This window comes from Tetragenococcus koreensis (assembly GCF_003795145.1).
Lineage (GTDB): Bacteria > Bacillota > Bacilli > Lactobacillales > Enterococcaceae > Tetragenococcus > Tetragenococcus koreensis.
This window is the reverse complement of record NZ_CP027786.1, coordinates 1,798,737-1,819,513: the sequence shown is the minus strand read 5'-3', so window position 1 is coordinate 1,819,513 and position 20,777 is coordinate 1,798,737. Positions and strand designations below refer to the sequence as shown.

Genomic DNA, 20,777 nt, shown 5'->3' with positions numbered 1-20,777 from the left:
AAAACCAGTTGCAAGCTAGTCTGTTCCTTAAAATGATTAGGAACAGCGTCAAGCTGCACTGGTTTTTTGTTAGCTATTTTTAAAGATAGTCTTCGGTTAGCGCCATAAATTCATCAACGTCTTCTAGAACTTTATTAATACCGGCTTGCCAAAAGTCGGGTTGTGTCAAATCAACGCCTAAATGTTTTTGGGCCAATTCTTCGGTGGTCATAGCAGCAGTATCACGTAATAAAGCAATATATTCGTCTTCAAAGCTAGCGCCTTGCTCATTTGCCACTGCATAAATGCCCATACTAAAAAGATAACCAAAGGTATAAGGGAAGTTATAGAACGGGACATCATCAATAAAGAAATGCAGTTTCGCTGCCCAAAAATGCGGGTGATAATTATCCAAACTATCTAAGTAACTTTCTTTTTGAGCATCGACCATCATTTCAGAAATTTGTTCTGCTGAAACTAACCCTTTTTGACGTGCTTGATAAAAATGATTTTCAAAAATATAACGTGTGTGAATATTCATGAACATCGCGATTGCATTTTGCATTTTAACATCTAATAGATTGATTTTTTCTGCTTTTGTTTGTGCCTTTTTTAAGGTAGCGTCTGCGACAATCAATTCTGCAAAAGTGCTAGCTGTTTCTGCTACATTCATGGCATATTCTTGATTTAAGCTAGGCAAATCCCACATGTTATCGCTATGAAAAGCATGACCTAACTCATGAGCCACTGTAGCTACTTCATTGATCGAATTGCTGTAAGTCATGAAAATCCGTGATTCCTGTGACTCAGGAAAGCTGGTACAATAGCCACCAGGGCGTTTTCCCGAACGATCTTCCGCTTCAATCCAAGATTTTTCAAAAGCGCTTTGAGCAAAATCGGCCATTTTAGGACTAAACTCCCGGAAATTTTCAACAATAAACGCGGCTGCTTCGTCAAATGTATACGTTTGTTCTTGTAAGTCGCCTAAAATAATGGGGGCATCTTGATCCTGCCATTTCATTTTTTCGTTGCCGAATAATTGGGCTTTACGAGTTAAATAATCAACAAAAGGTTGTTTATTTTTTTGAATCGTAGTCCACATCGTTTCCAGTGTTTCTTGTTTTAAACGGTTATATTCTAATGGTTCTTGCAAATAATTATCGATCCCATGTAATTTTTGAGTAGATAAGCGAAAACCATCTAGGTGGTTCAAGGTATCGCTGAATAAATCAGCTTTTTGGCTCCACGCTTGTTCCCATTTTTCAAAAAGAGCTGCACGAACTGCGGCATCCGGGTCGCCCATCATCTTATTAAAGGCTTGACCAGCAGAAAGCTCCACTGTAGTACCATCTTTTTCAGTGAAAGGGACCGTAATGCTTGCCACAATCGTGTCATAATGTTGACTCCAAGCATTTAGCCCATCTAAAGATAGCGTACTGAAAATATTTTCTTCTGCTTCTGATAATAATTTGCTGCCATCGCGGCGAATTTCACTTAAACGAAAAGCAATATCTTCTAATTTTGGTTCAGTTAACCATTGTTTCCAAGTAGTATCCTCGATTGGCGCTAATTTTTTCGAAAAAATAGTAGACGCTAGTTGATATCCAGGGATTTTTTTAGTTAAATCCCCCGATAGCAATTTAGCTTTTGTATCATTAACATCGGCAGATAGCAAAGCCTCGATGAAACTTCCGCATTGTTCAAATCCGTTAGAAACTTTGGTGTTCCATTTCAAAATAGTAAGTAGTTCATCAGTGTCTCTTTTTTCTGGTTGGAAAGCTTGGACAGCTTGATGAAAGGCTATAATTTGTTCATCCAATTGCGTCATGCGTTGCTGCAATTTGTTAGAATGGCTGCCCCCTGGAAAAATAGAATCTAGATCCCAGCTCATTGCATAGTTCATGAAAAGTCCCCTTTGTTTTAATTTTGTAAACTAGTATAACATAAGATTTCGCAAAAGAAGTTTTTTAATTCTCTATAAAATGCTATGATAAAACATTGAGGTGGAGTAGATGGTAAAAAAAGCCAGAAAAAATGGGAATTTATATTTTGTGTTTGCACTGGCGATTATGGCTATTTTATTTTATAGTTCGTCACAAACTTACGAGACGCAATCACAAATCAGTTTATTAGAGCGTATATTGGAAAATGAACCTTTCAAAGAAACGTTGAGTAACATTTCCTTTAAATATGCCGATGATGTAGTAAGTATTGAAGAAAAAGGGTATTTTTCTTTTGTGGAATTTTTTATACGTAAATTAGCCCATTTTGGGACCTATTTTCTTTTAGGCGGCAGTTTTTTCCTAAGTTTATTGCCAAAACTAAAAAATGCCGGCTTTGCTGTATTTTTCGGCTGGCTTTCAGCGACAGGTTATGCGGGGATGGATGAATTCCATCAAATGTTAACCCAAGATCGTACACCGTTGTTTCAAGATGTGATGCTGGATTCTTTTGGCGCATTAACCGCTGTTTTACTTTGTTGGCTGGTTTTTAGGCTGAAGAAGAAGCGAGTCTTGTAAAAATAGGGGGAAAGCAGTTATAATAGATAAGGGTGCAAAGGTTGGTTTGTAAATTTTCAACCAATTTTTTACAAGGAGGAGATTTTTTGTCAGGACATAGTAAATGGAATAATATTCAAGGAAGAAAAAACGCTCAAGATGCCAAAAAAGGCAAAATCTTTCAAAAATTATCTCGTGAAATATATATGGCAGCAAAAAATGGTGGACCTGATCCAGATACAAACGCAACTTTACGTATGGTAATGGATAAGGCAAAATCTGCCAACATGCCTAATGATAATGTTGATCGCGCAATTAAAAAAGCAACTAGTAATGCCGATGACGCTAATTATGAGGAAGTTACTTATGAAGGATACGGGCCTGGCGGTGTGGCTATTTTAGTTGAAACCTTAACAGATAATCGCAACCGTACAGCGACAGATGTGCGAGTGGCTTTTGATCGAAATGGCGGTAGTCTAGGAGAAACAGGCTCAGTTAGCTATATGTTTGATCGCAAGGGTTATATCGCTATTGAGCGAGAAGATTTATCGTTGAGCGAAGACGATATGTTAGAAAAAGTCTTGGAAGCTGGGGGCGAAGATTTATTGACAGCTCCTGAAGTATTTGAGATCTATACAGCTCCTGAAGATTTTACTGAGGTACGTGATTTCTTAGAACAAGAATTTACACTAGCTCAAGCTGAGTTAACGATGGTGCCACAAACCACGGTTTTATTAGAAGGTAAGAAGAGAGAACAGTTTGATCATCTACTAGACAAATTAGAAGATGATGACGATGTTTCAGAAGTCTATACTTCAATTGAAGGTTAAAAAAACGAGAGGGCATCCTCTCGTTTTTTAGTAGCTATTTTTTTAGTAAATAGGTTTAAATTACCACGACAGGCGTACCAACTTCGATATCTTCGAATAATTCTTCCATGACGTCAGGCGGTGTATTGACACAGCCATGAGATCCGCCTTCTTTCCAGCGATCGCCGCCAAATGTTGGTTGCCAGTCTGCGTCGTGAATACCAACGCCGGTCCAATCGATCGGCAGCCAGTAATCAACCGGAGATTCATAATCTTCACCGGTTAAGGTTGCATCTCTTTCTTTGTTCCAAACATAAAACACGCCGGTTGGTGTTTTCGTGTCTGGTTTTCCTGAAACGATATCAGTATCTAAAAAGACATCGCCATCTTTGTAATACCACATATGTTGATTTTTTAAGTCTACTTCTACGTAGGTATCATCAACAAGTGGCTCACTTGGATCAGCGCTACCCTCCACAGTAGGAGCTCGGTTGAAATCTTCCCCTTTTAAGATATCTTCGCTTAAGGCTTCTGTTTCTTGGTCAGTGGCGATGGTCCAACTTAAAGTGCCCGGATCGACCGTCACTTCCTTTTGTTTTGTACTGTCGAATTTTGTTTCATTTTCGCTTGTATTATATTTATCGCCTAATTCTTCTACATATTCTCGGACTTTTTCTTGATCTAAAGTGACTTCGTCATCATCATAAACGACCCAATCCATGATTTTTTCAGTTGGGATATCAACATTTTCTCCGTTAATTTGATACGTACCGTTTACTTTGGCTACGCTGTTTAATTGGTCAAGTTCTTGGTTTAAGTCCTCATCATCTGAAGTAACAGTGGGCTCTTTTGTATAACTATTTAATTCGAGCTCGTTTTTGCCGTCTAATACATCTTCTTTGAAATCTTTGGTAGCTTGTTCGGCATCAAGCTCGTCCCCTTGTTTTTCAGGTTCGATGACAAAACCGTCTTCATCCTGCTCAATTTTTGCATTTTCAGTTTTCGTTTTCTCATCGTTTAATGCAGTTATTTCTTGCTCAATTGCTTTTGTTTGTTGGTTGAGTGTTTGTTGATCAAAAGCGGCTGTATCAAGGGCTAAATTTTGTTTGGCAGATGATAGAAAAGAAAGTCCCCAACCCCAATTGTTTTGCTGATTGATCATAGATTCTAATTCATCAGAAAAATCGGTTGAAAGTCCTAAGTCGGCTTTTTTTAGCGATTTCCATTCTTGACCATCTTGTTCGATCGTAAATTCTTGTGCCTCGTAGCGTTCGTGCAACAAATCATTTGCTTGATCGGCTGTTAAGTTGCTTACTTTTGTACCGTTAATATAAGTGTCCGGTAAAAAATGGTCAGAATAGTGCGCACTACGATAAGCATAACCCCCGAGTGCCACAATCAGTATTACAACTAGGCCAATCAGAATATTGCGTGTCGTCTTTTTCATTTTTGAACGTTTACCTAAACGTGACATGCAGCTTGTCAGCTCCTTAAACTAAATAATTTCTTTTTCACACCATAGCATATTTACTTAAAAAAACGAACCAAATGTTTCCAAATCTAAGAATTATTTAATACTTAAAAAAGAGGGCGACTTAAGTTTAAGCCGCTCTCAACTAAATCTTTATTAAAAACTATGATCAGAATTTATTTTTCAAATTGTTCAAATGCTTTGTCTAAAATATTTTTTAATTGTTCAGCCGAAGCTGTCATACGGTCTTTTTCACCATCAGTTAAAGGAACTTCAATTACTTGTTTCACACCTTCTGAATTGACGACAGCTGGAGAGCCGATGTAGATTCCATCTAAACCATATTCGCCAGTCATTTGTACTGATAGCGGTAATACGGCATTTTCATTATACAAGATTGCTCGTGTAATACGTGCTAGGGCTGCAGCGACACCGTAAAATGTTGCTCCCTTTTTCTCAATAATTGTATAAGCGGCATCCCGTACACTAAAGAATAAATTAACCATGGCTTCTTCGTCAATTTCAGGGTTATTTTTTATCCATTCGTAAATTTGTAAGCCGGCAACATTTGCATGGGACCATACAGGAAACTCAGAATCGCCATGTTCGCCTAGAATGTATGCATGAACGTTTCTAGCATCTACTCCGATTAATTGGGCTAAAGCTTGACGGAAACGAGCAGAGTCAAGAGAAGTTCCCGTACCAAATACTTTTTCTTTAGGAAAACCGGAAAACTTCCAAGTAGCATAGGTTAAAATGTCTACTGGGTTGGCTGCTACTAAAAAGATCCCATCAAAACCTGAATCGACAATTTGGGTAACGACATCATGGTTGATTTTTAAATTTTTATTTACTAAGTCTAAACGAGTTTCTCCTTGTTTTTGCGGTGCACCAGCTGTGATGACAACTAAATCAGCATCGTGGGCATCTTCGTAAGAAGCTGAGTAGATTTTTTTCGGTGAATTAAAGGCTAATGCATCCGAAAGGTCAATTGCATCTCCTTCTGTTCGGTTCTTGTCAATATCAACAATGCCAACTTCTTGGGCAATATTTTGGGTAACTAGGGCAAATGCATAGCTTGAACCTACAGCACCATCTCCAACAAGAATAACTTTTTGATGATCCTTTTTGCTTATTTGTGCATTCATAGGTGTATCATTCCTTCCACATTTTTGTTGTAAAAAACTTTTATTACATGTCTATGCTAACATTTTATATTAATTTTGTCATGTGATCCAATCAACAATATAACAGTTTTTTAATCTGTACTAGTTTCGACTTAACTTTTTTCGCTATTTAGGGAATCTTTTTTTATATTTATCCTATATATTTCTTAAAAAAGTAGTAAAGGAAATTGATTTTAAGCGAAAAGGGATCATTTGTGTTATAATTTAAACAATAACGCGGAAACTGGACAATGAAATATTTGTCCAGCATTTTGTTGTCTTAAAAAATTTTTAATAATGGAGTTTCAACAATGAAAATGATTGTAGGCTTGGGAAATCCAGGGAAAAAATATGAAAAAACGAAACATAATGTTGGTTTTATGACAGTGGAAGGATTGGCTAAAAAACATGGGGCTACCTTCAAGAAGAACCCCTTTGAAGCAGAAGTAGCTGATTTTTTTGTTAATGGTGAAAAAATATTGTTGGTTAAACCACAAACTTATATGAATGAATCGGGACGAGCAGTTGGACCATTAATGACTTATTTTGGCATATATAAAGAAGAACTGCTCGTTGTTCATGATGACTTAGATTTGGCTGTAGGCAAAATTCGGCTACGACAAAAAGGGAGTGCTGGTGGACATAATGGGATCAAAAGCATTATTTCTCATTTAGGTTCTAATGAATTTGATCGTTTAAAAATAGGAATTGGTCATCCACAAGCACATACTACAGTCATTAATCATGTTTTACAGCCGTTTAACAAACAAGAACAAGCTATCATGACTGACAGTATTGATAAGGCAAAAGAAGCAATTGATTACTTTATTGAAACTAATAATTTTGTTCAGACGATGAATCGCTTCAATTAAATAAGAACCAATTGTAAAAAGGAGTAAAAGAAACTTATGGATTTAATTGAATTAATCTCTCAAACGCCGTTGATGCAAAAGTGGCATCAATCAATTGAAGATAACCGTCAGCGACAGCTGATTACTGGACTTGCAAGTTCGGCCAAAACATTGGCTATCGCTAGTACTTATCGGAAATTTAAACAACAAATCATCGTTACCTCACCCAATCTGTATTATGCTAACCAGTTGGCAGAAGATCTGCTGCAGGTAACAGATGATGTGTATATCTTCCCGGTCGATGAGGTTCTTTCAGCAGAAATGGCTTTTTCATCGCCTGAAGCACGAGCACAGCGTGTAACTGCTTTGAATGCACTTTCTGCCCAACAACCTGGAATTTATATTTTACCGGCCGCGGCTTTGCGTAAATACTTACCTACTCCTGAATTGTGGGAAAATGATCGGTTTCATTGGCAAATTGGTACAGAGATTGATTGGGAGCAGTTAGCCCAACAACTTGTTCTAATGGGGTACCAGCGTGAGTCAATGATCGCAAAGCCCGGTGAATTTAGTATCCGCGGAAGTATTCTAGATATTTATCCGTTGACCACCCCGCATCCAGTTCGTATCGAGTTGTTTGATGTTGAAATCGATTCGATACGCTATTTTGATGTGGCAACACAACGCTCTTTAGAAAATTTAACAGAAGTTACCATTTTGCCCACTACGGAGCTTATTTTTTCTAAGCAGGATTTAGAAAAAGGCAGTGTGCAATTACAAGAGCTGTTAGATAAACGGTTATCTATTACATCAGAGCAAACAGATAAGGACTTTTTGACTGATTATTTTGGTCAACTTATTGCTTCGTGGAAACAAGGTGTTCCTGGCGATGTTGCGGGCGTTTACGCAGATATTTTATATCCTGAAAAAACGAATGTGCTTTCTTATTTCCAAAATGACGCGCTCTTTTTTGTGGATGATTATGCGCGTATTTTAGAAACGAATCGGCAGATTGAACAAGAAGAAGCCCAATGGCAAACACAAAAGATCGAAGAGTTGCGCGTATTTCCTGAGCAAACTTTCGGACAAAAGCTACATCCTATTTTTCAACAAACGAAATTTGCCATGACATTTTTCTCATTATTCCAAAAAGGGATGGGAAATATTCGTTTTGAAGCCATCCATAATTTTCAATATCGGCCAATGCAGCAATTTTTTGGCCAAATGGGTTTATTAAAAGCGGAAATGGATCGTTGGGAAAAACAGCAACAAACAGTTGTATTTTTGGTTAGCGATGATCAACGAGCCCAAAAATTGGCTCAAGATTTTCGCGATTACGAAATTTATGCTGTCGAAACAAGCCCAGATAATTTAATTCCCCAACGTTCACAAATCGTACAAGGAAGCTTGCAAAGTGGATTTGAATTACCGCAAGATCAGCTGGTAGTGGTTACGGAAAAAGAAGTCTTTCAAAAAGTTAAGAAAAAACGAGCGAAAAAGCAAACGTTGTCGAATGCTGAACGTCTAAAAAGCTATAATGAATTAAATCCTGGTGATTATGTGGTTCATGCCAATCATGGGATTGGGAAGTACTTAGGGATTGAAACGTTAGAAGTCGACGGTGTTCACCAGGACTATATGACGATTTTATATCAAAATGACGCCAAGTTGTTTATTCCCGTTTCTCAGTTAAATTTAATTCAAAAATATGTTGCTTCAGAAAGCAAAGCTCCGAAAATTAATAAATTAGGAGGAACAGCCTGGACCAAGACCAAGCAAAAAGTTTCGCATCAAATTGAAAATATTGCTGATGATTTGATTCAATTGTATGCGCAAAGAGAAGCAGAAAAAGGGCATGCTTTTGCGCCTGATGATGCTTATCAAAAAGAATTTGAGGACGCATTTGCTTATACGGAAACGGATGATCAACTGCGTAGTGCCGAAGAAATTAAGCGCGACATGGAAAAAGAAAAATCGATGGATCGTTTATTGGTAGGTGATGTCGGTTTTGGTAAGACAGAAGTTGCCTTAAGAGCAGCATTTAAGGCGATTAAAGAAAGCAAACAAGTTGCCATTTTAGTGCCTACTACTATCTTGGCTCAACAACATTATGAGACCATGATTGATCGTTTTGCTGGATTTCCAATAAATGTCGGACTATTAAGCCGTTTCCGGACGAAAAAACAACAAGATGAAACAATTAAACAATTAAATACCGGACAAATTGATATTGTGGTCGGTACGCATCGTCTTCTTTCCAAAGATGTTCGTTTTAGTGATTTGGGTTTATTAGTTATTGATGAAGAACAACGTTTTGGGGTAAAACATAAAGAACGCTTGAAGCAATTAAGAGCTCAGGTTGATGTGCTAACACTAACAGCAACTCCGATCCCTAGGACACTCCATATGTCGATGTTGGGTGTTCGTGATCTATCGGTGATTGAAACTCCGCCAGAAAATCGCTATCCTATCCAAACCTATGTAATGGAAGCAAATCCGGGAGCTATCAGAGAAGCTATCCAACGAGAAATAGCACGGGGGGGACAGATCTTTTATCTATATAACCGTGTTGAAAGTATTGAAAGGAAAGTTAGTCAAATTCAAGAGCTTGTCCCGGATGCCAGAATTGCTTATGCTCATGGTCAAATGACTGAAATTCAATTAGAGAATACATTATTTGACTTTATAAATGGCCAATACGATGTGTTGATAACTACCACGATCATTGAAACAGGTGTGGATATCCCCAATGCGAATACACTATTTGTCGAAAATGCGGATTATATGGGGTTGGCAACACTTTACCAACTTAGAGGTCGCGTCGGTCGGACGAATCGAGTCGCTTATGCTTACTTCATGTATGAACCGCAAAAAATATTAAATGAAGTTAGTGAAAAACGATTACAAGCGATTAAAGATTTCACTGAACTGGGTTCTGGCTTTAAGATTGCGATGCGTGATTTATCTATTCGTGGAGCAGGTAATTTACTAGGTTCCCAACAGCACGGCTTTATTAACTCAGTTGGTTTTGACATGTATACTCAGATGTTAGAAGAAGCGGTAATGCGGAAACAAGGTAAAAATACGCAAATGCAAACTACGACCGCTGAAATCGATTTGGCTATTGACGCGTATATTCCAGCAGATTATATTGCTGATGAAAGACAAAAAATCGAAATTTATAAACGTGTACGCGAGTTGGACAGTACGGATAATCTTGACGAATTACAAGACGATCTGCTGGATCGATTTGGTGAGTTCCCTGATGAAGTTGCTCATCTACTATCGGTGGGTGAAATGAAGATGAATGCTGACCGCGCCTTGGTTGAAAAAATTACTAAAGACGATCAGACACTCGTTGTTTGTTTAAGTAAAGTAGGAACGAATAATTACTCGGTGGAACAATTATTTGCTGCACTTGCTGCTACAAAATTAAAGGCTACCCTGGGTGTAGAAAAAGAAAAAATGCAAATCAAGTTGACGATACCTAAAGGAATGCACGAGATGGTCTGGCTCCAAGAATTACAGTCGTTTGTAAAAGCTTTGCGCGAAGAAAGATACCAAAGCCAGCTGCAAACTCAAAGTCAATGATGGTAAGAGGAGGAAACTTGTGGCTCGCAATCAAATGAAAACAATGATGGAAGGGGCAGTAGTTTTAACCGTTGCTTCTTTCATTGCAAAATTGTTAAGCGCGATTTATCGTGTACCCTTTCAAAATATTGTTGGTGATGAAGGTTTCTATGTTTATCAGCAAGTTTATCCCATCTATGGCATTGCTATGACGTTTGCATTGACGGGGTTCCCCCAATTTTTATCCAAATTAGTGGCGGAACAAACGAGCCCTAAAGAAAAGCAGCGCATTTTAAATGACAGTTATTCACTACTGTGTTGGTGTGCGTTGGCGTTATGGGGCTTTACCTTTTTCTTCAGCCGTGGATTAGCTAGTTCAATGGGGGATCCAGCTCTGGTAATGGTTATTCGAGTTGCTTCTTTCACTTTTTTGCTGATGCCGGTTTTATCTTTATATCGGGGCCTATTTCAAGGCGAACTGTTAATGGTACCGACGGCGGTTTCACAGGTGATTGAACAGTTGCTGCGGGTAGGTATTATATTACTGTCAGCTACAGGTTTCACTTACTTTTCTTTGACAATTTATCAAACCGGAGCATTCGCGATGGCTGGCGCTTTTGTCGGGGGGGTGGCAGCTTGGCTTGTTTTGTTGTATTACGATCGAAAAATCTATGGCATCCATTTACGCGTGCGCTTACTAGCACCCGGTCTTCCAAAAGAGAAATGGCTGATAAGACGCTTCTTTGTTGAGGGCGGCTTGGTGTCTATTTATAGTGGTATGCTGATTTTATTTCAACTAGTGGATTCGTTTTTGATTGTTAATTCATTAACTAGAAGCGGGTTAATAGAACAAAGCGCTAAAGTGGCCAAAGGAGTTTATGATCGAGGGCAGCCGCTCGTGCAATTAGGATTGGTCGTTGCTACTGCCTTAAGTGCTACTTTTTTGCCAGCCCTAACGAAATTAATTGTACAAAAAAATAAAAAGCAGTTTGTTAACTCTGCTAAAATATACTTACGTTTTACTACCGCAATTGCCGGTGCAGCTTCTTGTGGTTTAGCCGTTCTAATGCCTTATTTGAACTTTGCTTTATTTAAAGACTCTTCAGGAAATTTGACACTGATGGTTTTTGTTTTTGCTGTAGGGTTAATGGCTGAAATCCAGGCTTATCAAAGCATTGCTCAAAGTCAAGGTTCTTTTTTACCGGCGTTAAAAGCGGCTGGTGTTGGCCTCGGGATAAAGCTTTTAGCTACCGGCATACTAACGTTTTATTTAGGGACTTTCGGCGCTAGTTTATCAACTCTTTTGGGATTGATTGGGGTTTTGCTATATTTAATTCGTGCGGAAAGCAAATCCATTAATGATTTCAGAAAAGATCGACATTTTGCTTGGAAATTATTAAGCTGTATTCTCCTGATGGCCACTATTCTAGCGGTATTTTTCATTGGGTTTACGTTAGTTTTAGGACCGGTAAAATCACGAACGATGGCTTTGGGCTTAAGTTTATTCGGTGTTTTGTTAGGAGCTAGCATATTTGTAAAAGCAGCAGTTACTTTGCGTTTGTTTACTATTCGCGAGTGGTTATTGTTGCCCTTTGGAAAAAAGATCTTACGTATCGGAGGGAAATCGAATGAGAATAGATAAATTTTTAAAAATTTCAAGAATAATTAAAAGACGAACAGTGGCTAAAGAAGTCGCAGATAAAGGACGTATCCAAATTAATGGAAACCTAGCAAAATCAAGCAGTACAGTTAAAATAGGCGACCTGGTAAAAATCCAATTTGGCAACCGCACAGTGGAACTTAAGGTGAATGCATTGCATGAATCAACCAAAAAAGAAGACGCTCAAGGAATGTATGAGATCGTTTCAGACGAAAGAAAAATTTAAGTAATTTGCGTTAGACAAGCATAGTGGATGTTGGTATAATAAAGGTCAACTAAGGAAGACTGGAGCGGTTTGCGTGGACAATCAAGAAAAATCAAATGTAAAGGTCCTAGACAACGAATATGCCAAAAAACAGTATGCGAAATATGCAAAAGAACAGCGTCAAATTATCTTTAGAAGACGACGTTTACTGGCGATTTTTGTCGTCGCTGCCATTGTTTTCTTAAGTGTTGGCATATCTTTGTTTAATGATTACTTACGTTTGCAAAAATTAGAAAACTACAGAGAAGAAACAGTAGCTGAACAAAAAGATGTTACCAAACAAACAGAAAATTTAAAAAAGGATGTCTCTTTGTTAAAAGATGAAGACTACGTTGCTAAGATTGCCAGAAGTCGTTTTTTGTATTCAGATGACGATGAAATCGTTTTTCCATTGCCAGGAAATGAAAGTGATGAAGAAATAAACGAGTCAGATTAGCGTTTTTTATTTTGTGCTAAAAGTCAAAAAACGTGTCAATGACAAAGATTATATGCTAAAATGTAGGTAGTGGGAACTTAGGTTTGCCTGCCTAAGATACAAAGCAACAAATTTTGTGTAAATGAACAGATACGTTTGTAGAGGGTCAGATAAATTTGGCTTGCGTATCTTCTTAGCTTGAGAAAAGCTGTAATTATTTTAGAAACGGTAAAATTTAGGAGGAACATTTTTTTTATGTCAATCGAAGTTGGAGCAAAACTAAAGGGAAAAGTGTCAGGGATTACAAATTTTGGTGCATTTATTGATTTAGGGGATAAAAAAACAGGTCTTGTTCATATCAGCGAAATTTCAAATGGTTTTGTCAAAGATATCCACGATGTATTAACTGTTGGTGATGAAGTGACTGTTTTAGTTACTTCTGTCGGTGACGATGGAAAGATCGGTCTATCCATACGTAAAGCAGAAGATAAGCCGAAAGAAGAAAAACGAGAACAAGGGAATACAACACATCGTCCAACGCAGAAAAAACCACAAACACGCAATCAAAATGCTGGAAATAATAAAGAAGACTTCGATTCATTAATGAATTCGTTCTTAAAAGAAAGTGACGATCGCTTGTCTTCATTAAGAAGGAACACTGAAGGAAAACGCGGTGGTCGCGGCGGTCGCAGAAACTAAATATTATAGCAGGCTGAAGGTTCGCTGACTGATGGATGCGGATTTTTTGTCTGTTTTCTTTTTTTAGAAATTCTAGTTAAACAAGGCGAGGGGAAACTTATGCTTTCTTGGCAAGTTGAGGCGTTTATAAAAGAAAAAAAACTATTAACGTTTAATGACCGTGTTCTGGTCGCGGTATCCACCGGCGTTGATTCGATGGTTCTGCTGCATATTTTAGAAACCTTGCAGGAAAAGATTGGTTTTGCCATTGGTGTAGCTCATGTGAACCACCGGTTGCGTAAGGCTTCTGATGAAGAAGAAAACTTTTTAAGAAACTACTGTCAAAAGAAAAGTCTACCATTTTATGCGACTTGTTGGCACAACCCGCCAACTACCGGAGTGGAAGAAAAAGCACGTACGTTTCGTTACAACTTTTTTAAAGAAACTATGCAAACCTATGATTACCAAGTGCTCACTACGGCCCATCATAGCGATGACCAGATGGAAACCATGATCATGAAAATGGTTCGTGAAGGAAATCTGTTTTCAGCTAAGGGAATCTTACCTAGGCAATCGTTTGGTAAAAACCAGGTATTAGTCAGGCCCTTATTGAATGTAGCAAAACAAGAGATTTTGGATTACAGTAAGGAAAATGGCATTGTCTATTTTGAAGATCAGACAAACGCTTCCCTTGATATGCAAAGAAATCGGATTAGACATCAAGTCGTACCGCTTTTAAAAGAAGAAAATAAACAAGCACTACAGCATTTCCAACAATTATCCCGACAATTAAGTGCTGCTCAAGAGATTATTTCAGAGCAACAAGAACACTGGTATCAAGCAAACATCAAAGAAAAACGTGATGAATTTGAAATAGATGTTAACGGCTTCTTGGCCCTGTCTCAAGCGCAACGCTTTTTTTTCTTAGAAGAACTTACAAAAAAGGCGCGTCAGTATTATGGTTTAACGCTTAGTGCTAAACAAATCGGGCAAGTTATGGAACTTTTGGCTAAAGAAAAGGCACATTGGGAAATGGATGTCGAACAAACTTGGCAGTTTCAAAAAAGTTATGGACAATTATTTTTACGCCAAAGCAATTCTGTTACTGATGATATTGAGCCGACTACGCTTCATACTGGGCAATCGTCATTTTTATCAGCGAACGAATGGGTGGGTATTTTTCCTAAAGACCAAGTGAAAGTTCCAGAAAAAGTCAAACTTTGGTTAGAATATCGCCAAAATTTAACATTAGAATTTCCTTCTACGGTTATTTTTCGTAGACGGCGTGCAGGCGATCGTATTCAATTAAACGAACAATTGAACAAAAAGATTTCGCGTTTTTTTATCGATAAAAAAACCCCTCGAGCTTCACGGGATGAAGCATGGGTCATAACCGACCTTCAAGGGAATGTTTTAGGCTTATTACCCTATGTATTTTCTTATTTGTGTATTGCTAAAGAAACTGCTAAAATACACTACGTACTTCTTTATAAGTATCGAGAGTGAAAGCTGGAAGGGGAAGCAGATGCTGGAAAAAGATATTGAGAAAATATTGATTACACGAGAAGAAATTTACAAGCGTTGTGAAGAACTAGGCAAAGAACTTACAGCAGTATATAAAAACAAACAACCGCTTGTAGTTGGCGTATTAAAAGGCGCTATACCATTTATGGCCGACATTGTACGTCAGATGGATACATATATAGAACTTGACTTTATGGATGTATCAAGTTATGGAAATGCGACGGTTTCATCAGGTGAAGTGAAAATCGTAAAGGATCTGGATACAAACGTAAAAGGACGCGATATGTTGATCGTAGAAGATATTATTGATAGCGGCCGTACGCTTAATTACTTGGTAGATTTATTTAAATATCGCCAAGCAAATTCTGTTTCAATTGTCACGCTTTTGGATAAACCAGAAGGACGTGTAGTGGATATTGAAGCTGATTATATCGGATTTGATGTTCCTAATGAATTTGTGGTTGGCTACGGGTTGGATTTTGCTGAACAGTATCGCAATCTACCTTATGTTGGAGTACTAAAACCAAGTATATATGAAACAAAAATTTGACCGAAGTAAAGCAAGATATGATACAATATAAAAGGTCAAAATAAGACAAATTGGCAAGGAGGGGCCGCATGAACAAAAATAATAAAGGGACAGCAAGAAACACTTTATACTATGTGCTGATCATTTTGGCCATGGTAATGGTTGTTTACTTCTTCCTAGGCGATGGTAGAGATGAAACGCCAGAAATACAATACTCTACCTTTACTGAACAATTAGAAGCTGGCGACATTGAATCATTTAATGTGCAGCCAACCAATGGCGTTTACCAAATTACAGGTGAATACGAAGAAGAGAAAACAGTTAACAATAATAATGGATTAGCAATATTAGGTTCAACTGAATCAACGACTAAACAGTTCTCAACGGTGGCTTTGCCAAATGACTCAACGTTAAGTGAGATAAGTGAGTTAGCCGATGAAAATTCTGTACAGACATCCATTGAAGAAGAATCAAGTAGTGGCATTTGGGTATCACTGCTTATAAGTTTCTTACCACTGTTAGGTCTTTTGGTCCTATTTTATTTAATGATGGGTCAACAAGGCGGCGGCGGTGGTGGTGGCGGTGGCCGAATGATGAATTTCGGCAAGTCCAAAGCCAAAGAAGCAGATAAAAAGGCTAATAAAATTCGTTTTTCTGATGTAGCAGGTGCTGAAGAAGAAAAACAAGAATTGGTCGAAGTTGTTGAATTTCTGAAAGACCCACGTCGCTTCTCTGAATTAGGCGCTCGTATTCCGGCAGGAGTTCTTTTAGAAGGCCCTCCAGGAACAGGGAAAACCCTTTTAGCTAAAGCAGTAGCTGGTGAAGCCGGCGTACCGTTCTACTCAATTTCCGGTTCAGACTTTGTTGAAATGTTTGTAGGTGTTGGGGCTAGTCGTGTACGTGATTTATTCGAAACAGCGAAGAAAAATGCTCCAGCTATTATCTTTATTGATGAAATCGATGCAGTTGCTCGTCAACGTGGTGCTGGTATGGGCGGCGGCCATGACGAACGGGAACAAACCCTAAATCAATTATTAGTTGAAATGGATGGTTTTGAAGGCAACGAAGGAGTTATCGTTATTTCTGCGACGAACCGTTCAGATGTCTTGGACCCAGCCTTGTTACGACCTGGCCGTTTCGACCGACAAATCTTAGTTGGACGTCCTGATGTTAAAGGTCGTGAAGCTATTTTACGAGTTCATTCTCGCAATAAACCATTAACCGAAGACGTTGATTTAAAAGTTGTTGCACAACAAACACCTGGTTTTTCTGGGGCAGATTTGGAAAACGTGTTGAATGAAGCAGCACTTGTTGCGGCAAGACGCGGTAAGAAGAAAATTGATGCCTCTGATATTGATGAAGCAGAAGATCGTGTCATTGCAGGTCCAGCGAAGAAAGATAATGTTATCAATAAGACAGAACGCGAAATGGTGGCCTTCCACGAAGCAGGACATACTATTGTCGGCTTAGTGTTGAGCCGTGCACGCGTGGTTCACAAAGTAACAATTATTCCACGTGGTCGTGCGGGCGGTTATATGATTGCCTTGCCTAAAGAAGATCAAAATCTTATGACTAAAGATGATTTAACTGAACAAATCGCAGGGTTACTAGGTGGGCGTGCTGCTGAAGAAATTGTTTTTGGTTCCCAATCAACGGGCGCTTCTAATGACTTCGAACAAGCAACTAACATAGCACGTAGTATGGTGACTCAATATGGTATGAGCGACAAACTTGGTCCGATCCAATATGAAGGAGGCAATCAAGTATTTGTCGGCCGCGATTATGGGCAAACAAAATCTTATTCTGAACAATTTGCTTATGAAATTGATGATGAAGTGCGTAATATCGTAAATAACGGGCATAAAAAAGCTAGTGAAATTATCGAAGCACATCGCCAGCAACATAAATTGATTGCTGAAAAACTATTAGAATACGAAACACTTGATGCTAAAGCAATCAAATCGTTGTTTGAAACAGGCGAAATGCCAGCATCTTATGCCGAAGAAAGTGAATATCCGAGTGAAAACGGACAATCTTTTGAAGAAGCAAAACGCGCTTTGGAAAAGAAAGAAGAACAAAGTCGGGTCGATGAAAAAGATGAAGGAAACGATGATTCTGGTGATTCTACGGAACCAGCGGATGAACATAAAGAAGATTCGAATGAATCAACTGATTCTTCATCAGAAGGACAAGACCGTAATTCGGATTCAAGAGATGAATAATTGTTTCGAATAATTACACAATAAAAGAGGCTGGAACATAAGCTATTTCTAGCAATGGTTCACGAAAAATTAGGGGCTCTAATTTTTGCTCATTCGTCTTTTGCGACGAGTAATCGCAGGAGCAAAGTTTTGTGCGACGAGTAATCGCAGGAGCAAAGTCCTAGTTATTCAGAAATTTTACCGTTGCTGGAGGCTTTTGTCCCAGCCTCTTTGCCTTGTGCAGACAGAAAAGTTGAACCTTGCTATGTTTCAGTAGTAAGATTCATTAATAAGAAGAGGCGAAAATATTGCCTTTTAGCCGTTTTTAAAGGAGAACCAAACAATGAATGACTATTTAGTAAAAGCAATGGCTTATAGAGGTTTTGTCCGAGCCTATGCAGTTAATGCTACTCAAACCGTCAGTGAAGCACAAAAAAGACACGATGCCTGGAATACCTCCTCAGCAGCCTTAGGTCGTACCTTAATTGGCAGCCTGTTGTTAGGAAGTACAGTTAAGGGAAACGATACTATTACTGTTCGTATTCAAGGTGACGGACCTGGTGGAGCGATCATTGCGACAAGCAATGGTAGCGGAGACGTCAAAGGATATATCCAAAACCCACATGTCAGCTTACCTTTAAATGAACAAGGAAAAATCGATGTTCAAGGAGCTGTAGGAACTCAAGGGATTTTTTCGGTGACCAAAGATCTTGGTCTAAAAGAACCATTTTCTGGGCAAACGCCTATTGTATCAGGTGAATTAGGGGAGGACTTTACCTACTATCTTGCTGTGTCCGAACAAACACCTTCTTCTGTTGGTGTGAGTGTTTTAGTTGATACTGATGATTCAATTAAAACAGCTGGTGGTTTTATGATACAAATGATGCCTGGCGCTGATGAAGAAGTAGTGGCTGCTTTAGAAGAACGTTTGCAGCATTTACCAAAGGTTTCTTCTATGTTGGATGAAGGAAAAACGCCAGAAGAAATTTTAGATTTTATTTTTGGTGATGAACCTGTGGCCATTTTGGAGAAAATGCCAGTACAGTTTAAATGTGATTGTTCTAAAGAAAGGTTTGCTAGCGGGCTGATTTCATTGGGTACCCAAGAAATCCAAGCGATCATTGATGAAGATCATGAAGCAGAAGCAGTTTGTGCATTTTGTGATAATAAATATTATTTTACTGAACAAGAGTTAGCTGAACTTAAACAAGAAGCAGTAATGGGTAATACTTAATTATTTGTTGGGTGAATGTTTAAGAAAAACCAAAAAACTATCTGTTAAACATTAACTTGAGAAAAAAATCCAAGTCGTATTCTCTTTTCGGCTTGCTTTTTTTTCGTATCATTGGCATTATAAAAAGGAAGCCTATCAGAGAACGGAGGAAAATTTGTGGCAGGAGAACATGAAAATCAAGCTGAGTTAAATGATCAAATGTTGGTCCGTCGTCAAAAGATGGAAGCATTGCAAGAAGAAGGAATTGATCCGTTTGGCCAACGCTTTGACCGTACGCATAATTCTAATGAATTGCATGAAGTATTTGATGCTCGTACGAAAGAAGAATTAAATGAAATGGGTCTTACGGCGAGTGTTGCTGGTCGTATGGTTTCAAAAAGAGGAAAAGGGAAAGTCGGTTTTGCGCATTTACAAGATCGTGAAGGGAAAATTCAGATCTACGTCCGCAAAGATGAAGTCGGTGAAGACAATTATGCTATTTTTAAGCAAGCAGATTTAGGAGACTTTTATGGCGTTACTGGTCAAATAATGAAAACAAACACTGGTGAGGTCTCTATTAAAGCTGAAAAAGTTACACTTCTATCAAAAGCGTTGCGTCCATTGCCAGAAAAATACCATGGCTTAACAAACGTTGAACAGCGCTATCGCCAACGGTCACTAGATTTAATTAGTAATCGCGATAGTTTTGAGCGCTTTAAAAAACGTAGTCAGATTATTAGTGAAATTAGACGCTACTTGGACCATCGTGGCTACTTAGAAGTTGAAACTCCAGTATTACACAATCAAGCAGGGGGAGCTGCTGCTCGTCCGTTTATTACGCATCATAACGCATTAGATATTGATTTATATCTACGTATTGCTTTAGAACTGCATTTGAAACGATTAATTGTGGGTGGAATGGAAAAAGTTTATGAAATTGGTCGTGTTTTCCGCAATGAAGGAATTGATACCACTCATAATCCAGAATTTACTATGTTAGAATGTTATACAGCATACGCCAACTTTGGTGATGTTATGGACCTAACAGAAGGAATTATTCGTGATGTTGCTGAAAATGTATTAGGGACCAACCAAATTACTTATGATGACCAGACAGTTGATTTAGGAGCTGATTTTGCCCGCCTTCATATGATTGATGCAATTAAAGAGTATACCGGAATTGATTTTTGGCAAGAAATATCTTTAGATCAAGCAAGAGAGTTAGCTGACAAACATCATGTAGCTATTACGGAGTCAATGAGTGTCGGACATATTATCAACGAATTTTTTGAAACGTTTGTTGAAGATAAATTACAACAACCGACCTTTGTTTATGGACATCCTGTAGAAGTTTCTCCACTGGCTAAGAAAAGCCCGGATGATTCACGGTTTACTGATCGTTTTGAGCTATTTATTGTCGGTCATGAATTTGCTAATGCATTTACCGAATTGAATGACCCAATTGATCAACGTGCTCGTTTTGAAGAACAAGAAAAAGAACGCGTTGCCGGTAATGAAGAAGCTCATGGAGTAGATGAAGATTTCTTGGAAGCACTAGAATATGGGATGCCACCTACTGGCGGATTAGGTATTGGAATTGATCGATTGATCATGTTGTTAACAGATGCCCAATCAATTCGCGATGTACTGCTTTTCCCAACAATGCGTTAAGTTTAAAAACTGCGGTTAATGATATCCGCAGTTTTTTTGTTATAAAAAAACGAACAATATAAAAGCTCGTTTTTGAATCAATCGTGATTAGAATTTCTTTTAAAAACATGCGTTGTAATTATTGACCTAAGGGGTTTTTATTGATATATTATTATTTGGTTGTGGCAATGAAAAACTTTTTCATTTTTTTACAAAAATGATTGACGCATGTTTACAGTTTTGGTAAGATTATCAAGTCGCTGTGAACAAGAAAACTTTTTAAGAGTTTTATTAAAAA

At 38.3% G+C, this 20,777-nt stretch carries 16 protein-coding genes; 13 read left to right on the top strand and 3 right to left on the bottom strand.

Translation table 11 applies throughout. The features are described 5' to 3' along the window. Positions 1–79: 79 nt before the first annotated feature. A complete protein-coding gene (locus C7K43_RS08750; protein ID WP_124006492.1) occupies positions 80–1,882 on the bottom strand; it encodes a M3 family oligoendopeptidase in 1,803 nt (600 codons plus the stop codon). A gap of 109 nt (positions 1,883–1,991) precedes the next feature. Here C7K43_RS08750 and C7K43_RS08745 point away from each other — a divergent pair, with 109 nt between their 5' ends. Together C7K43_RS08745 and C7K43_RS08740 are read left to right on the top strand one after the other, a co-directional pair. Continuing rightward, positions 1,992–2,498 carry a VanZ family protein gene (locus tag C7K43_RS08745; RefSeq protein WP_124006491.1) on the top strand — a complete coding sequence of 169 codons (507 nt, stop codon included), beginning with the start codon at positions 1,992–1,994 and terminating at the stop codon, positions 2,496–2,498. Between the two features lie 86 nt (positions 2,499–2,584). Beyond that, positions 2,585–3,307, top strand: coding sequence for a YebC/PmpR family DNA-binding transcriptional regulator (locus tag C7K43_RS08740; protein ID WP_124006490.1), 723 nt, complete (start codon positions 2,585–2,587; stop codon positions 3,305–3,307). A gap of 55 nt (positions 3,308–3,362) precedes the next feature. On the opposite strand, the gene C7K43_RS08735 is transcribed toward C7K43_RS08740, so the two are convergent. Together C7K43_RS08735 and C7K43_RS08730 are read right to left on the bottom strand one after the other, a co-directional pair. Beyond that, positions 3,363–4,760, bottom strand: a complete 1,398-nt coding sequence (locus C7K43_RS08735; protein ID WP_124006489.1) for a L,D-transpeptidase family protein — start codon at positions 4,758–4,760, stop codon at positions 3,363–3,365. Between the two features lie 173 nt (positions 4,761–4,933). Then, entirely contained in the window at positions 4,934–5,905 is a 972-nt protein-coding gene (locus tag C7K43_RS08730) for an L-lactate dehydrogenase (protein WP_124006488.1), read from the bottom strand. Between the two features lie 329 nt (positions 5,906–6,234). Here C7K43_RS08730 and pth point away from each other — a divergent pair, with 329 nt between their 5' ends. From pth to lysS, 11 genes are all read left to right on the top strand, one after another. Continuing rightward, the gene (gene pth / locus C7K43_RS08725; RefSeq protein ID WP_124006487.1) at positions 6,235–6,795 is read left to right on the top strand and encodes an aminoacyl-tRNA hydrolase; all 561 of its coding nucleotides are present in this window, start codon (positions 6,235–6,237) and stop codon (positions 6,793–6,795) included. 36 nt (positions 6,796–6,831) lie between these two features. Further along, a complete protein-coding gene (gene mfd / locus C7K43_RS08720) occupies positions 6,832–10,365 on the top strand; it encodes a transcription-repair coupling factor (protein ID WP_124006486.1) in 3,534 nt (1,177 codons plus the stop codon). 19 nt (positions 10,366–10,384) lie between these two features. Further along, positions 10,385–11,986 carry a putative polysaccharide biosynthesis protein gene (locus C7K43_RS08715; protein ID WP_124006485.1) on the top strand — a complete coding sequence of 534 codons (1,602 nt, stop codon included), beginning with the start codon at positions 10,385–10,387 and terminating at the stop codon, positions 11,984–11,986. Next, positions 11,973–12,230 carry an RNA-binding S4 domain-containing protein gene (locus C7K43_RS08710; protein ID WP_124006484.1) on the top strand — a complete coding sequence of 86 codons (258 nt, stop codon included), beginning with the start codon at positions 11,973–11,975 and terminating at the stop codon, positions 12,228–12,230. Before C7K43_RS08715 ends, C7K43_RS08710 begins: the two co-directional genes overlap by 14 nt. A 73-nt stretch (positions 12,231–12,303) precedes the next feature. Further along, entirely contained in the window at positions 12,304–12,705 is a 402-nt protein-coding gene (locus tag C7K43_RS08705; RefSeq protein WP_124006483.1) for an FtsB family cell division protein, read from the top strand. A 234-nt stretch (positions 12,706–12,939) separates the two neighbouring features. Then, positions 12,940–13,383 (top strand): S1 domain-containing RNA-binding protein, encoded by a 444-nt coding sequence (locus tag C7K43_RS08700; RefSeq protein WP_124006482.1) that lies wholly within the window; start codon positions 12,940–12,942, stop codon positions 13,381–13,383. A 99-nt stretch (positions 13,384–13,482) separates the two neighbouring features. Beyond that, positions 13,483–14,868, top strand: coding sequence for a tRNA lysidine(34) synthetase TilS (gene tilS / locus C7K43_RS08695; RefSeq protein WP_124006481.1), 1,386 nt, complete (start codon positions 13,483–13,485; stop codon positions 14,866–14,868). A gap of 19 nt (positions 14,869–14,887) precedes the next feature. Further along, positions 14,888–15,436 (top strand): hypoxanthine phosphoribosyltransferase, encoded by a 549-nt coding sequence (gene hpt, locus C7K43_RS08690; RefSeq protein ID WP_124006480.1) that lies wholly within the window; start codon positions 14,888–14,890, stop codon positions 15,434–15,436. Positions 15,437–15,504: 68 nt separating this feature from the next. After that, the gene (gene ftsH / locus C7K43_RS08685; RefSeq protein WP_124006479.1) at positions 15,505–17,637 is read left to right on the top strand and encodes an ATP-dependent zinc metalloprotease FtsH; all 2,133 of its coding nucleotides are present in this window, start codon (positions 15,505–15,507) and stop codon (positions 17,635–17,637) included. Between the two features lie 322 nt (positions 17,638–17,959). Next, the gene (gene hslO / locus C7K43_RS08680) at positions 17,960–18,850 is read left to right on the top strand and encodes an Hsp33 family molecular chaperone HslO (RefSeq protein WP_124006478.1); all 891 of its coding nucleotides are present in this window, start codon (positions 17,960–17,962) and stop codon (positions 18,848–18,850) included. Positions 18,851–19,006: 156 nt separating this feature from the next. Further along, positions 19,007–20,500, top strand: a complete 1,494-nt coding sequence (lysS, locus tag C7K43_RS08675; protein WP_186810700.1) for a lysine--tRNA ligase — start codon at positions 19,007–19,009, stop codon at positions 20,498–20,500. The last annotated feature ends 277 nt before the right edge of the window (positions 20,501–20,777 follow it).